The organism is Vallitalea pronyensis, from assembly GCF_018141445.1.
Lineage (GTDB): Bacteria > Bacillota > Clostridia > Lachnospirales > Vallitaleaceae > Vallitalea > Vallitalea pronyensis.
Map to the genome: position 1 here is coordinate 3992420 of NZ_CP058649.1, position 14942 is coordinate 4007361.

The 14942-nt window shown below is 33.5% G+C and carries 16 protein-coding genes; all 16 read right to left on the reverse strand.

Going from position 1 to position 14942, the window contains the following annotated elements; all coding sequences use genetic code 11:
- Nucleotides 1–2: 2 nt before the first annotated feature.
- Nucleotides 3–1274 carry a DegT/DnrJ/EryC1/StrS aminotransferase family protein gene (locus tag HZI73_RS16815; RefSeq protein ID WP_212694538.1) on the reverse strand — a complete coding sequence of 424 codons (1272 nt, stop codon included), beginning with the start codon at nt 1272–1274 and terminating at the stop codon, nt 3–5.
- Nucleotides 1275–1895: 621 nt separating this feature from the next.
- Entirely contained in the window at nt 1896–2609 is a 714-nt protein-coding gene (locus HZI73_RS16820; RefSeq protein ID WP_212694539.1) for a HisA/HisF-related TIM barrel protein, read from the reverse strand.
- A complete protein-coding gene (locus HZI73_RS16825; protein ID WP_212694540.1) occupies nt 2606–3937 on the reverse strand; it encodes a hypothetical protein in 1332 nt (443 codons plus the stop codon). Before HZI73_RS16825 ends, HZI73_RS16820 begins: the two co-directional genes overlap by 4 nt.
- Nucleotides 3938–4063: 126 nt before the next feature.
- Entirely contained in the window at nt 4064–4873 is an 810-nt protein-coding gene (hisF, locus tag HZI73_RS16830; protein ID WP_212694541.1) for an imidazole glycerol phosphate synthase subunit HisF, read from the reverse strand.
- Nucleotides 4867–5487, reverse strand: coding sequence for an imidazole glycerol phosphate synthase subunit HisH (hisH, locus tag HZI73_RS16835; RefSeq protein ID WP_212694542.1), 621 nt, complete (start codon nt 5485–5487; stop codon nt 4867–4869). The genes hisF and hisH overlap by 7 nt, the downstream gene beginning before the upstream one ends.
- A gap of 1189 nt (nt 5488–6676) precedes the next feature.
- On the reverse strand, nt 6677–7327 hold the full coding sequence (locus tag HZI73_RS16840; protein WP_212694543.1) for a methylamine utilization protein MauJ: 651 nt from the start codon (nt 7325–7327) through the stop codon (nt 6677–6679).
- 547 nt (nt 7328–7874) lie between these two features.
- Complete coding sequence (locus tag HZI73_RS26945) at nt 7875–8576, reverse strand: N-6 DNA methylase (protein ID WP_330619557.1); 702 nt, start codon at nt 8574–8576, stop codon at nt 7875–7877.
- A 1-nt stretch (nt 8577) separates the two neighbouring features.
- Nucleotides 8578–8829 (reverse strand): N-6 DNA methylase, encoded by a 252-nt coding sequence (locus tag HZI73_RS26950; protein ID WP_456300852.1) that lies wholly within the window; start codon nt 8827–8829, stop codon nt 8578–8580.
- Nucleotides 8711–8992, reverse strand: coding sequence for a type I restriction-modification system subunit M N-terminal domain-containing protein (locus tag HZI73_RS26955; RefSeq protein WP_330619559.1), 282 nt, complete (start codon nt 8990–8992; stop codon nt 8711–8713). The genes HZI73_RS26950 and HZI73_RS26955 overlap by 119 nt, the downstream gene beginning before the upstream one ends.
- An 18-nt stretch (nt 8993–9010) precedes the next feature.
- Entirely contained in the window at nt 9011–9193 is a 183-nt protein-coding gene (locus HZI73_RS16850; protein WP_212694544.1) for a hypothetical protein, read from the reverse strand.
- 10 nt (nt 9194–9203) lie between these two features.
- Complete coding sequence (locus HZI73_RS16855; protein WP_212694545.1) at nt 9204–9605, reverse strand: YdaS family helix-turn-helix protein; 402 nt, start codon at nt 9603–9605, stop codon at nt 9204–9206.
- 139 nt (nt 9606–9744) lie between these two features.
- Complete coding sequence (locus HZI73_RS16860; RefSeq protein ID WP_212694546.1) at nt 9745–10140, reverse strand: hypothetical protein; 396 nt, start codon at nt 10138–10140, stop codon at nt 9745–9747.
- 868 nt (nt 10141–11008) lie between these two features.
- On the reverse strand, nt 11009–11716 hold the full coding sequence (gene sigK, locus HZI73_RS16865) for an RNA polymerase sporulation sigma factor SigK (RefSeq protein WP_212694547.1): 708 nt from the start codon (nt 11714–11716) through the stop codon (nt 11009–11011).
- Nucleotides 11717–11777: 61 nt separating this feature from the next.
- On the reverse strand, nt 11778–13022 hold the full coding sequence (locus HZI73_RS16870; protein WP_212698840.1) for a peptidase U32 family protein: 1245 nt from the start codon (nt 13020–13022) through the stop codon (nt 11778–11780).
- Nucleotide 13023: 1 nt separating this feature from the next.
- Nucleotides 13024–13686, reverse strand: coding sequence for an O-methyltransferase (locus HZI73_RS16875; RefSeq protein WP_212694548.1), 663 nt, complete (start codon nt 13684–13686; stop codon nt 13024–13026).
- A 167-nt stretch (nt 13687–13853) separates the two neighbouring features.
- Complete coding sequence (gene mltG, locus HZI73_RS16880; RefSeq protein WP_212694549.1) at nt 13854–14921, reverse strand: endolytic transglycosylase MltG; 1068 nt, start codon at nt 14919–14921, stop codon at nt 13854–13856.
- Nucleotides 14922–14942 lie beyond the last annotated feature (21 nt).

Here is a 14942-nt window from a genome sequence, read left to right on the forward strand (position 1 = left end):
TCCTAGGTTTTATTACGCATAAAATAATCAGATACTTTATTAAATGCTTTAATATACTCTTTAACAAGTGGTAAACTGTTCATATTTGTAAAAGTAGGTAAGCTCAATCTATTTTCAAAATATTCTTTACTTCCTTCTAGTGGTTTATGTATTCTAGGTTTCCAAGTATCTTTTGCAAACTGTAAAGGAGCTTTCTTGTCTTGAAATATTGGAAATTCACTTAGTGGTCTAACTGACGGTCTATGAATCTCTAAACCCTCAGCTGACAAAATTTTTATATATTCATCACAATTCATTAATCTATTATCTATAAACAGCTCATTGGGTACAAATTCTGGTTTATAACCATAGAAACTTCCCATAGTTACATATGACCTAATTGCAGGAGGGCGTATACCTTTAGCACGTCTTAACCCTTCACTAAGTATACCTAATAAATGATTGCGTTTTTCTATTATTTCATCTATTCTTAATAATTCATGTTTAGCAATAACAGCAGCAATAGGATGTAATCTATACTTCAAGCCAAAACCTGTATGTGTAAAGTTTTTTAGATATGGATCCGTAACCTCTTTTTCACTTCGCCCTCTATAATGTCCAGTCAAACATGCTCTTTCATAATATAATTGATTGTTAGTGACTAATATTCCCCCTTCACCAGCTGAAATAGCCTTTGATGCTTGCATACTTATAATAGCAATGTCACCAAAAGTACCAACTTTTTCTCCTCTATACGTTGAACCAAAAGCATGTGAACAATCCTCAATTAACCTAATATCCTTCTCTATGCAAATCTGTAATATTTCGTCCATTTCTGCCGGATGTCCCCAAGTATGATTGATTACTATCGCCTTTGTCTTTTTTGTAATAGCTTCCCTTAGGGACTTAGGGTCAACATTTCCAGTATCAGGTTGTACATCAACAAGCACTGGTGAAAGTCCGCAATGAATTGCAGGTGTTATACTTGCATGAAATGTCACATTCTGACAAATAATTTCAGAACCTAAAGGCAAATCTAAAGCTATATATGCCGAATGTAGCGCATTGGTTCCCGAGTTTGTCGTAAGAACATATTTTACATTTAAATATTCACGTATTAAGTCTTCTAACTCTTCAATAATTCCCGTTCCATCTGCAATCGAAATTGGCTTGCCTTCCATTAGATATTGATAAACTGCTTCAATCCCTTCTTTACAAAGCTCAGGCCATCTAAAATGCGGTGAAGTATAGCTTACTGAAGGTTTCCCTCCATAAATTGCTAATTCATTTTTCATATTTACCTCCATTATGGCGTATTAACGCTGTCACAAATAACTTGTTTAAATGTTACCAACACCACCTATTTTTAGTTGAATTAAGTTGGAGATAGTAATATACTATAGAACACGAAGTGGTGAATGGTATTTTAACGCGCATATTTATATATGCTTCAAATCTATACAAACATAACTAATTGGGAATTTGAGCCCGCACACTTATCATTGATATCATCTGATAGAGTGATTTAGCTTGATTGGCAGTCAATGTTATTATTTCATTTTGTTTTCCTCGAAGTAGGTCTCACATATGTTAAACTTATTTATCCTATCTGTTGTGGTGTTGATGTTCACAAAAAAACTATTGTTGCAAATATTGTCTTTACTGATCACAAAAAACCTATTAATGCCATTTGAAAACCATATTCTTATTACATTATCATATGATTTAGAATGGTGAACGATTTAATGTTTAATTAGTTAGTTTGAAAATTCCTTAGATGAACGGTCCTCATACTTAAAGTAATTTTACGCTTTCCTCCTTCTTATAATATGTTTATACATACACTATTTTATTAACAAATGAATGTGTGATCGTAACCTAAAAAGATAGTTTTGATTTCTAGTATAATCTCATTGTCATTCCAATCCAAGTTTTCCTTGCAAATATGCTCTGCCTACCGTAGGACATACGGATAAGTTCATAATTTTTATCATATCTTGCCAACTCATAAGGTTACCAGCATACCACCATTCTAGTTTTGGGTATTTTTCCCTTATTGATTCAATGGCACACCAATTAGGCTGAAGTCTCTTGGTGGAAGATGCTATATCCACCGTTTGTATCTGACAGTTTCCCTTACATAAATCATATATCTGCTCTAGAACTATTTCTTTACTTATATTTGTTTTATTTGTAAAACCCTTAGTACATATCTTTTCATTATAAAAATCAATTGATATAATAAATAGTTCACTTTCAAAACTTCGAGAAAGTTCTTTAATATAGCTTGTGTTTACTCCATCTTTATTAAATATTGCCGAACCTACTATAATACCTTTTGCACCTTTATTAAGCAAATTCTCCATTTCACTAAAAGATTTAACTCCACCCCCAACCCAAAATTTATTAGGTCTTTGCTGCAAAAAATCAATAATTAACTTTTTTTGTGACTGTCGTCCTTGTGATCTGTCTATATCTATCAAACAACTAGGTACTGAATTATCGGCCAACATATTAATGTCCTTAATAATATCCGACTCTTCCCTACCTATTATTTTTCCATCAGAAATATCAATATTAACTCTCCATTTTTTATTATCTAACGCAAAACCTTTTGGTAATAATCTCATTTCGAATTCACCTTCTTTTTACAATTACATTCATCATAACAATCAAAATCATTGTAATTTTGTCTTGCATAGTATAACTCATTCTTCATTCTTTTGAGTTGTTGCTGGCTCCAATTTCCATAATCAGATGCAATCTTAAGATTTGACAGCATCTGGGATAAAGAATTTTCATATTTGCTAATTGTAGAACTATAATTAATATAATCCATATTACTCAAACATTTAATCAAGTATTCTTGTACTGAATGATGAAAATTCGATCTAAGACTTGGAAAATCTACTATACCAGATATATCATGGGTAGAACCACATTTTTTATATAAATGCCAAGCAGTCTCAGCGCTCCTTGAATAACCAATACCGTTTTTATTTTTAATCATATATTTACAGAAATTTAATGTTTTCCCATACCCAATATTATCGTCGATAATTAAAACGTTTTTATCTTGTATGGCACTGAATAAATCTCTTATCATAGGCTGAGGAACAATTTTATTCCAACATATATTACCGTCATGTGAATAGAAATCAATATCAGATAAATCATGAAATCCTACTCTAACTAGTAACATATTTTGTTTATTAACGATATATTCGCTCCTCATCATTTCTTTAAAAGTTCTATAATAAATTGCCAATGTCAATGATCCATAAAGCGGGAATAGAATTGTATCTATGCTATGTTCATGGATAATATAACTTTCATTATATATTATCTCATTTATTATTTTAGGCTTATTATCATATTCTCTGAACTGCCTAAAATAGTGATTTCCTTCAACAAATTCATATATACTTGCAATAAAATCCCAGTCTACTTTTGCTGTATTTAAGCTACCAAAAAAAGGGTACATAACATGAAGATGACAGCTTGTAATATTTTCTATTTGTCTTATTAGCTTAGAACAGGTTAATAGTATTTTATTTTTATTGCATTTATAATTGTCAATGCAACTACACCACATGTTATACCATACTGCAATTAATACATTAATGACATTCTCCAATAATGCATTTAACATATTTTGAAGACTAGGTTCATTCTTATAGCGGTCCATAACTTCTACAGTCACTCTAACAAGTATATCAAAGTTTTTAAGAGCCAGGTTAATCTCATAATAAGGTCTTCCTCTACTCAATGAAAAATCTAAATTTAATTTTGGTAAAAAACACTCAATAGCTTGTCTTTCTTTTTCATTATTTAGAAATAATTTCATTCTGCTTCCGTCAAATCTAAAAGCTCCTAAAGCATCATATTTGAGTCCTCCATTACTATAATTGGTTATCATTTTCGCTATTTTGTATAATTCATCTTTTTTTATATCCATCCCCCCCATCTAATAGGAATATATTCATATGCAAAAATTGAATAAAATATATTCCGTTTGATCAATTTTAATCAGCCATAATATTATTTTATACATTAGAAGAATCTATTAATTGCAGTAATTTAATTATCCAATATTGTAATCCATTATCCAAGGTCTAACAGAAATATTATGTTGAATAAGTTTTTCTTTTATCTCTTTCATAGAGTAATTTCTTTCAATTTTTGGAGAATAGAGCATAGAACTAATGATAGCAGCCGAAGCTTCTGTATTCGAAAAAACATCCACTAGATGTTGTGGTGTTCCAGCCCCCCCAGATGCAATTACTGGAACATTGACGTTTCTACTAATCAAGGATGTGATTTCTATATCGTAACCAGCATGAGTCCCATCTTGGTCAATACTATTAACGCAAATTTCTCCAGCTCCAAGACCTTGTGCTTTCTTAGCCCACTCTACTGCATCCATACCAGTAAATACTCTAGCTCCATCAATTGCTATTTCATACCCACTTGGTATGCTAATAGTTTTTTTTACACGCTTAACCTGCATACTAAGTACTATACACTGACTCCCAAATGCTAAAGCACCTTCCTTAATAATGTTAGGATTTCGTACTGCCATTGAATCAATACTTATTTTTTCAGCACCAGCTTTTAATACTTCATACATGTCATCAAGACTTTTTATCCCCCCCCCTACAGTAAAGGGAACAAATACTTGTTTTGCCACCTTTTTTACAGTGTCAATATCGATTTTTCTTTTCTCTGAACTTGCTGTTATGTCATAAAATATAATCTCATCAATTTGATCTTCATACATCTTGACAGCCATATTTTCTGCGCTACCAATATCAATATTGTTTTTAAACTTATGTGCTTTTGTAACCAAACCATTTCTTATATCAAAACATGCAATTAGTCTATTTGTTAGCATAAGTCACCTCCGACTACTGCTGCAAAATTTTTCAAAAGTTGCAGCCCTATTAATCCACTCTTCTCAACATGAAATTGTGTTGCAAATATATTTTTGTGAGCAACCATCGTACAGAATTCTAAGCCATATTTTGTTCTACCCAAAATAATATCATTATTATTAGGAACAACATAATATGAATTGACAAAATAAAAAAACTCATTGCTATTAATTTTTGATATAATTGGATGTTCATAATTGAATTTAACTCCATTCCAACCAATATGTGGTACACGTACCCTCGATTCTGGAAATCGTTTAACACATCCTCGCAACCAACCTAAACAGTTAGTATCTCCTTCCTCACTAAATTCAAAAAGTACTTGAAGACCAATACAAATACCCAAAAATGGCTTCCCTTCACCAACTACCATTTCTTCCAGCTTTTCTAATATTTTCATACTCCTAAGGGATTCCATAGTAGCTTTTGCTGACCCCACTCCAGGTAATATAATACCAGATACTGATTTCATATCTTGTTCAGAAGTTATCAACTTAGAATCTATGTTAAGTTTATTCAGTGCATTTAGAACACTTGGTGCATTTCCAGCTTTATAATCTATGACTCCTATCATGCTTTATTCTCCTTCCTCACTGATATTCTACTACAGTTAAGTATATATCTTTATTTAACATTGAGTTTTTACAACCTTTATGTGAATCATTGTATAATTCTAACATAGATTTACATCTGTTAAACAAGTTTTAGTATCATCCTGTCAACTTTCGTACCCTTCCTCTATAACTAGCTTTATTTGCTTTTACTTTAAAAGACATAGCTTCACAAACTACACCTGAATAGTGTAGTTCTTTTTTCAAATATACCCTCCATAAGACATTAATGACCTAGTGACGTTAAATTCTATCAGAATTTATTTCTCTACTACTATCTTGCTATTTTTGTATTTATTTAGTAGTTTATGTCTCAGAAGTGCCTATAAACAAATGTTGCATCCAATAGAATTCTGCAACGGGACATCTTTACCACTTTAATCAACTACTTTAATGCTTTGTTGCCATATTATATCCTTTTTCTCTAAAAATGTCAAATCAATATCATTTTGTGCCAATATCATTTTCACCGCACTTCTTACTACAGATAACTTTAATTCTTAATCAACTTACAATACTATACTGCTTTTATTAGCTTACAATGATTTATGTTATCAAATACTCCCACAATATTAGGCTCTATAAACTTTGCCCTTTGAAAGCTTATTGCTGTTTTATGTGGTCTATATCCATAGAAATATCTTCCAAAAAGATATTCTCTAATCTTTGTTCCATTCTATTTCTAACTATCACTTGAGCTATTCAATCCTCAATAGTTGAAAACTACTCACCCCAGAATAACTGAAGGATTAATATTTTCATTTACTATCTAGCTCGCAATTCAATTTACATACCCTACTGTCAAGGAAGGGCTAAAAATAAAATATGATAATGATTCATATTTATTCTATCCATTCTAATCTAACATTACTTATATTAAAACAAGGAATACCTCTATGTTCTGCGTAGCATTCTAACAAATCATGATAATCTTTTACAAATTTATAGTCTTTACCATCATCCTTAATTGCTCTTTCAAGTTAATCAAGACTATCAAACTCTTTTAATACATATCATCACTATATCCACAATAGTCAAATAGAATAAAATCAACATAGATAAGCTCTTCACCTGAAAGAGATTTCTCCCTTTCTCTAAAAGACACAGTGTAATATGCCGTCTATATGCGGTAGCTCACCATTAACTTATCCCTTAGAAATCGAAATATTCGAAATCTCTTCTATTATATTTTGACTCAAATATATTCTTAGCCAACCGATGACTTATCTCTTCTAACTTAGGCACCATACCTGAAAAATTGTTGATGGCCTCAACTGTATTATCTTGTCCACCATGAACAACTTCATTCCGCTTTTGGTACATAATATCAATCCAAACATTTGGAATATTCCATTCATTCTCTGAACCAAAATAATCTAGGAAAGATTGGTATATCATATTCTTAACACCTTTCTGAGTTCTGGCAGTTTGCGTATGATACGCCTTCCCTAGTATCTCTATAACATTCCAGTAAGAAAAAAACTTATCAAACGTGTTCTCTGTATTCTTTCCTTTTGAATACCAGCCAATTGCACGCAATAACTTCGGTTCTTCTACCTCTAGCCGTCTTGCAATCTCAAATGATTCTATAAAATCAGCCTTCTCCAATCGTCTCCTAGTAAGATATTTTGCGTTCCTATTACCTTGTCCATTGCGTGTAAACAAACTAATTGCTATATCATTCTCAAAAGCTATAACATCTATCATATGTCCAAAGTAAACATACGCAACCGTCTCTGCTATCTCGCTAGTTTCCGCATATGCTGTAATTGTTGCTTGCAATCCCAGTTGAGAATCCTTCAACCGAATGTCAGAGTAAAACTGGTGATGGTCGAAACCTTTCTCACGCTTAAAACTTATACTGCTCTGAATTGTAATAGGACCTATTACGTTAAATCAACTTCCCAAACTCTTCTACCACTCATCTTAGTACCTCCTTAAATATTATATAAATTATACACCTACCAATTTATCCCTGTCCACATTATTGTCTATTAAAATTTCCAAAATAAAAAGCCCCTATAAAAAGTGCACTTGTATAATAAAAGTAAACATGAATAAAAGCTATCACAGTAGTTCTTTTCATTTCCGAAATTTTGACACGCATCACATAAGATAATCTTATTCATTTGCTTCCTCCTCCGTATTTTGAAATTTGTTATTGTCATTTCAAAACCTAAGGAATGGAGCATGTATGCTTACTGACATGATCTCAACTCCTCTCCTTGCCAAAAAGCAATAGAAGTGTGAAATCCACCTATAAAATAACCACATATAAATGTGGTTATTTAAATTGGGTACAAAAAAAGACTCCATAACTAGTTAAAGTTACAGAGCCTTTGATGGCTTTCTATATGCAGTTTTTGGCAGTTGCTTCCATGTTAACATTGTAACAGGGTTGATAATTCAAGTCAAGATTTCTTGCATCAATAAATAAAACTTCATGCTTTCTGCTTCTGTAGCTAGGGTTATTTTCTTTGTTTCTATTAAGAATCCAAAGAGAAACTGGTATCCCTGTTGAATAGAATAACTTGTCAGGTAACGCAACGATTGCATCTATCAAATCTACTTCAAGTAAATTTTTTCTAATTTCACCCTCGTTAGAAGTATTTGAACTAAGAGAACCATTGGCAAGTACAATTCCTGCTGATCCATTTGGTCCTAAATGATATACCATATGCTGCAACCATGCATAGTTTGCATTTCCAGCTGGTGGTGTTCCATATCTCCAGCGAACATCATCCGTTAAATGATTTCCACCCCAATCACTAATATTAAAAGGTGGATTAGCAATTATATAATCAGCTTTTAATGTTTTATGCATATCGTTATGGAACGTATCTGCATGGTGATCTCCAAGGTTTGCATCAAGTCCTCTAATAGCAAGATTCATTTTACAAAGTTTCCATGTTGTTGAATTGATTTCTTGACCATAAATTGATAGGTTCTCTACCTTACCTTGGTGCTCTTCTACGAACTTTTCACTTTGAACAAACATGCCACCTGATCCACAAGCTGGATCATAAGTTCTGCCTCGATATGGCTCTAACATTTCAACTAAAGTCTTTAACAATACTTGTAGGAGTATAAAATTCTCCACCGCCTTTGCCTTCAGCTGAAGCAAACTGGCCTAGGAAATACTCATAAACTCGTCCCAGTAAATCTTTTTCACCGTTTTGGTGAAGCTTAATAGTGGAAATAAGATCCATTGTCCATGATAAAGCTCCATCTAGCTTCTTTAGGAACCCAGAAAATATTTTCCGCTTCATATTCATCACGGTCTTCTTCAAAACCTTCACCTTCATCCATCAATGCTTCGTATTTAGTTTCAAATTTATCTGAGATATATTTTAAGAATATAAGACCATGTACAACGTGCTTATATTCACTAGAATCCATGCTTCCTCTTAGTTTATCTGCTGCTTTCCATAGTGTTTCTTCAAATCCTATGTTTCCTGTTGTCGCCATTTAAATAGCCTCCCTTATTTAATAATTATAATCATCAAAGATTTCAAAAATTTCTGTTTCAAATTCTTCTTGTACTTCGTCACTGTTTATACTTTCAGGTAATACTTCAAGATAATGGGACAAAGCTTCAATTGACTTATGAAGAATGGATTCATGCTGAGCTTTCTTCATCAGTTCAACCATCAGCTTGAAGGTATCCATATATGGATTATTATCTACTATATCTATCGCTTCTTTTAAACCTTGTAACCAACTTTGCTTTTTCAATATCCCTTTCAATGATATTGATTTCCTCTTTATCATATATAGGAATATCTACAAGGTCACTTACTGCTCCTGATTTGTATCGTTTATCATGTCTTGTGATTACAGGTTCTAAGTCATTCTTAAGTTTCTCCTTTTGTATTTCAAGCTTTTCAATCTCATCTAACTCTCTAGAGAAAACTTCTCGATCTATTACAAATAGTTCTTCCAATACTGGGAGATACTTTTTAGGAATATTTTGTCTTCTCTTAACCCACATGTTAATATTCTGTTTCTTAATTCCTAAGTGTTCAGCCAACTCAACGTGCTGCATATTATATAACCAAAGAATAAATTCTAATCCTATCAAGTATTCCCCTCCCATTTCATTTTTATTGACTTAGTCAATATTTTTTATAATCCTATTTATTTACTTAGTCAATAACTATATCCAAATTTTTGTAACTAATTCTCAGATACTATACTTTTTTATCAGTTAACACAATATGCTAGAGTGCAAGATTCATGCCTATTGTCTTTAAAATTTCTTTCTCAATATCCTTACCCTTAGAGTTGTATAATTCAAGGTATGACACCATTGCATAGACTCTATGACAGTATGCACTGAGAGATTGTTTTACTCGCTGAAACACAGATATTTTAAACCTTTTTTCTTCTTTTTCCTTCTGCTCATTCTCAATGATTCTTTGTTCTTTACTTTCTATTTCGAACAGATTCACTTCCTTAATCTCCAGTTCACCTTTCAATATTGTAAAGTAATTTGATCGCTGCCCACCCTTTTCATGATACCAACTTTCTCTTTTAAGAAAATATAAGATTACAAGTGTTGCTCGTTTACTTAGATTTGCTTTATACACCGCGTTTATTATTTCACCTTTACTCATTTTGATATCTCCTCAAAAAATTATCTGTGATATCTCTAAATACCTCTATATTGCTATTCTCACCCAACACTTCTTTACAGGGTATTGCATCATATACATTGCCTTCATTTTTGCAAGTAATTCCATTAAATATCGTATTGTAATCCATATCGCCTAATAGTTGCTTCGCCTCTATCCAAAAAGGTAATTCATGTGGTTGTCTTCCTGAGCAAAGAATACGCAATCTACTGTTTATTAGTCCTTTTATAGTCATAGTGCTTAAAATTCCTAGACCATACACAATAAAATCAAATATTGTATTATTAGTTGAGTTTATATTATCAAAAGAAATACTTTATACTGGTATCCTAAGCCCTCATCTGTTTACCTTTAAAGTCAAATGGTACTTCCTTTTCTTCTTCAACTAACAATCCTGCATTACTTTTGATGTACCTCTCAGTCATAGCATTAAAAAGACACATCTTTATTTCTTCTCTAAGCTCATTTACCTCTGACTCTGTAATAATATTAAAGATACCTAACAAGGCCTTTGTCTAGGTTATCTATATAGAACACCATCTTCAATTTACTAAGAGATATGAAAATTTGATAGTTTCATTAATCTCTTCATTAGTATCTATTAGGCACGTTATATCAATAACATTGATTCTACATGACCTAGCCTTTGAATAGATTTTCCTAGGAAATCTTTAGTCTATACTCTCCTACATACTTTTTTATAGATAGGTTCCATTGTGCTGTGGTGCCATGGCCTATGGTTTTATCTATAGTGGATGAGTCAAGGCCCAAGTGATATAGCCACTACAATACAGTCCAAATAGGGCTAAACTAGTAAACAACTCCTGCTTACTGTTTAGCCCTACTCTATCTATCTATTATGAAACTCCTTATTCAACTTACTCAGAGCCTTCTTCTCTATCCTCGACACATAAGACCTGGATATCCCCAGCATGCAAGCAATCTCCCTCTGCGTCCTCTCAACCCCATTATTTAAGCCATATCGAAGCTCTATGACTGTTTTCTCTCTCTGCTTCAACACATCTTTCATCTTATGATAGAGCAGTTTAATCTTCATTTTAAGGTCTACTTGATCTACTACGGAATCGGATTTCGTTTCAATCACATCGATTAGACTAATTTCATTCCCCTCTTTATCAATGCCTATGGGCTCTTGTAACGAAATTTCCTTAGAGTGCTTTTTTTCATTTCTGAGCATCATTAATAACTCATTTTCTATACAACGGGCGGCATAAGTAGCTAGTCTTGTACCTTTTTCAATGTTAAAAGTCGTTATTGCTTTAATTAGACCGATTGTCCCGATGGATATCAGATCATCCATATCCCGCTCTGATGTGTTGTATTTTTTTACAATGTGTGCAACTAAGCGAAGGTTTCTCTCGATTAATACATTTCTCGCTTGCATATCGCCTTCCTTACACTTTATTAAATACTCCTTCTCCTCTTCACTTGATAAAGGTTTCGGGAAAGACTGAGATGTTGTAAAATAGAACCCTGGTATAATGAATGTCAATAAGTTAAATAGCAAAATAAAAAGCACCTCTAAATATGTATTCATAATAGTTTATGAAAAAAATAGTTAGAAAGTGCCTTTCCAATAAAAAAAATACGATTAATTTTTAGTTGTCTAGGGGTGACGCATTCTTGGCTCTTACGATGGTATTCTTAAGAAAAGGACGGTCAAGTTTAAATTGAATATGTTGTTTTGGATGAGGAGCACTGTCTAGTGGGTGACCATCTTCGTCCCACATTGCTTCAACGATCACCGAGTAGTTATCGCCTTGAACATCCATAAACTCTATTTCATCACCTACAGAAAATTTATAGCGTTGCTGTAAGGTAACCATCTGCCTATCTGCATCATAAGATACCACTTTACCAATAAATTTGTAGCTTCTAATATACGTGTTTGAATCGTAGATTTGACCTTCTTCATCAGGTTTTTGAAAATAGAAACCTGTGGTAAATTTTCGATGTGTACATTTTTTTATTTCCTCCAGATATTGAGGTATGTTAGCTTTATATTTATCTGGATTCTCTAAGTAATCATCCAGTGCTTGACGGTATGTTCGGGTAACAGATGCCACGTAGAGTTGGGTCTTCATTCTACCTTCAATCTTAAAACTATAGACACCTGCCTCTACTAAATCAGGTATATACTCCAGCATACACAAGTCTTTAGAATTATACACATACGTACCCCTGTCATTTTCAAATACAGGCATGTATTCATTTGGCCGTGTTTCCTCTACCAGATGATATTGCCAACGGCAAGGATGGGTACAGGCTCCTTTATTGGCATCTCTTCCAGCCATATAATTACTTAAAAGACAGCGGCCCGAATAAGAAATGCACATTGCACCATGTACAAATGCTTCTATATCTAAGGTCACTGGTGTACGATCTGATATGGTCTTAATCTCTCTAAAGGAAAGCTCTCTCGCGACAACCACACGCTTAACACCAAGATTATGCCAGAAACTTACACTTTTATAGTTGGTGTTATTGGCCTGCGTACTTAGATGTAGTTCCATGTTAGGAAGAACCTCCTGAGCTATGGCTAAAATACCAGGATCAGCAATAATCAGGGCATCTGCATTCATGTCTTTTAGTGCTTCAAAGTATGCATAGACCCCATCTATATCATCGTTATGAGCAATAATGTTAGCCGTCACATAGACTTTCACACCATGTGCATGGGCAAAAGCTATGCCTTCTTTCATTTGTTCTAATGAAAAATTCTTAGCTTTAGCCCGTAGGCCAAACTCCTGCCCACCAATATAAACGGCATCTGCTCCATATAAAACAGCTACTTCTAAATTTTCTAGATTTCCTGCTGGTATGAGTAACTCAGGTTTTTTCATCTTAACAACGCCTTTCATCTAATTTAAAACTTAATGTAACCCCATCAGCCACAGGTAATATGGACGTCTGCAACTGAGGATGATGATTGATTTCCCATAAGTATTCTCGCATACGCTGGTGTATAGTTCTTTGCCTTCTTGGTACATTAAAACGTGATTTTGCAACGGTTCCATCTTGAAGGACATTATCCGATATCAATAAACCATTTACTTTTAACAGGCGCATACAATCAGGTAAAAATGTCAAATACTGTCCCTTGGCTGCATCCATAAAAATCATATCATAGGGTCCAGTAAGTGTCTTTAGGATATCACCAGCATCACCTTCTAACAACGTAATCTGCTCTTTTTTACCTGTCCGTTCAATGTTGTGCAACGCTTGGCTTATCATCTTCTGGCTACGTTCTATGGTTGTAATATGCCCATGATCTCCCATACAGTCACACATAATAATGGATGAATAGGCTATTGCAGTTCCAATCTCCAGAATACGGACTGGTTTATGCATGGCTATGAGAAAGCGCAATAATTGCTTAACCTCTGATTTAATGATCGGAACATGCCCAGCTATTGCTTCTTCTCTTATGGCATGTATCCGTTCATCCTCCTCTGGCTGAATGGCTTTAAGGTAATCCCGAATATAGGGATACGTGATTTCACTCATAACTCGTCTCCTTTTGCATTTGAGCTAACATGGAAGGAAGATATACTTATAAGTTAAGGTTTCATAAAACCCCTCTCATCACAAGATGAGACTACTTATACGGTATATCTTCCAAATCCCATAACCACCTAGCAAATCATTGAATTGCGTAGAGCAGTTTATGGTTATTAAAATTCATTTTGATACTTACCTTTGACCTTGTTGTGTGCATCGAGTGTTGTATTAAACTCATGTTCACCCGTTTCTGGATTCCTAAGTGAAAAATATAAATAATCCGATTCTGTTGGGTATAATGAAGCTTCTATAGAACGCTCACCTGGATTGGCTATTGGTCCTATGGGCAACTCAGGATATAGATACGTATTATAAGGTGACTCTATTTCTAGATCATCATATAACAAACGGTCTCTTCTCTTATCCAACGCGTACATAACCGTTGAACACATTTGTAGCTTCATACCATCTTCTAATCGATTGTAGATGATACCTGCTACAATTTCTCTTTCCTCATCCACCCGTACTTCTTTTTCAATGATGGATGCCATTGTCACAATCTGGTCAACTGTCATACCTAATTCTTCGGCTCGTGTATAGTATTCATCTTTAAAAACTTTATCAAACTGTTTTAACATAATACTGACGATATCTTGTGCAGATGCGTCTTTATAGACTTCATAAGTTGATGGAAATAGATAACCTTGTAATTTAATATTACGATCTGGAAGATCTTCTAAAAAGCGATAATCATAATTGACGTCATTAATAGCAGCCATAAATTCTGATGATTTACAGATTTTTTCTTTCTGTAGCTTATCAGCAATCTGTTGTATGGTATAACCTTCAGGAATGGTGAATTTAATGGTTTCTTTCTTGGCACCATTGGTTGTCAAAATCTCAGCGATTTCTTCCTCTGTCATACCCGTATTGAGGGTATAATCACCATATTGAAACTTACTGCCTTTACCTGATAACTTGGCGTAGGCTAAAAAGTAATACGTGTTATTAATTAATTCATTATCATGCAATATATTGGCAATATCCTTAGATGTGGCTCCTTTTGGAACAGTTACTTCAACTGTTTTTACCACAATATCTTCAGCAGGCTTTTTTGACATTAGCTTATAGGAATAATCATATACTCCTCTAGCCACAAAAAAGATAATCCACACGGCTACACATAAAATAATAACCTTTGATAATAAATATAACATTTTCAACATCGTTTTCTTACTCATTTTTGTCACCCTTCTGGTTCA

What these genes read in the sequence shown, in the direction of transcription:
- HZI73_RS16815 (WP_212694538.1), bottom strand. Translation starts at nt 1,274, where the DNA reads ATGAAAAATGAATTAGCAATTTATGGAGGGAAACCTTCAGTAAGCTAT.
- HZI73_RS16820 (WP_212694539.1), bottom strand. Translation starts at nt 2,609, where the DNA reads ATGAGATTATTACCAAAAGGTTTTGCGTTAGATAATAAAAAATGGAGA.
- HZI73_RS16825 (WP_212694540.1), bottom strand. Translation starts at nt 3,937, where the DNA reads ATGGATATAAAAAAAGATGAATTATACAAAATAGCGAAAATGATAACC.
- hisF (WP_212694541.1), bottom strand. Translation starts at nt 4,873, where the DNA reads ATGCTAACAAATAGACTAATTGCATGTTTTGATATAAGAAATGGTTTG.
- hisH (WP_212694542.1), bottom strand. Translation starts at nt 5,487, where the DNA reads ATGATAGGAGTCATAGATTATAAAGCTGGAAATGCACCAAGTGTTCTA.
- HZI73_RS26945 (WP_330619557.1), bottom strand. Translation starts at nt 8,576, where the DNA reads ATGTTAGAGCCATATCGAGGCAGAACTTATGATCCAGCTTGTGGATCA.
- HZI73_RS26950 (WP_456300852.1), bottom strand. Translation starts at nt 8,829, where the DNA reads ATGAAGGTGAAGGTTTTGAAGAAGACCGTGATGAATATGAAGCGGAAA.
- HZI73_RS26955 (WP_330619559.1), bottom strand. Translation starts at nt 8,992, where the DNA reads ATGGCGACAACAGGAAACATAGGATTTGAAGAAACACTATGGAAAGCA.
- HZI73_RS16850 (WP_212694544.1), bottom strand. Translation starts at nt 9,193, where the DNA reads ATGGATACCTTCAAGCTGATGGTTGAACTGATGAAGAAAGCTCAGCAT.
- HZI73_RS16860 (WP_212694546.1), bottom strand. Translation starts at nt 10,140, where the DNA reads ATGAGTAAAGGTGAAATAATAAACGCGGTGTATAAAGCAAATCTAAGT.
- sigK (WP_212694547.1), bottom strand. Translation starts at nt 11,716, where the DNA reads ATGAATACATATTTAGAGGTGCTTTTTATTTTGCTATTTAACTTATTG.
- HZI73_RS16870 (WP_212698840.1), bottom strand. Translation starts at nt 13,022, where the DNA reads ATGAAAAAACCTGAGTTACTCATACCAGCAGGAAATCTAGAAAATTTA.
- HZI73_RS16875 (WP_212694548.1), bottom strand. Translation starts at nt 13,686, where the DNA reads ATGAGTGAAATCACGTATCCCTATATTCGGGATTACCTTAAAGCCATT.
- mltG (WP_212694549.1), bottom strand. Translation starts at nt 14,921, where the DNA reads ATGAGTAAGAAAACGATGTTGAAAATGTTATATTTATTATCAAAGGTT.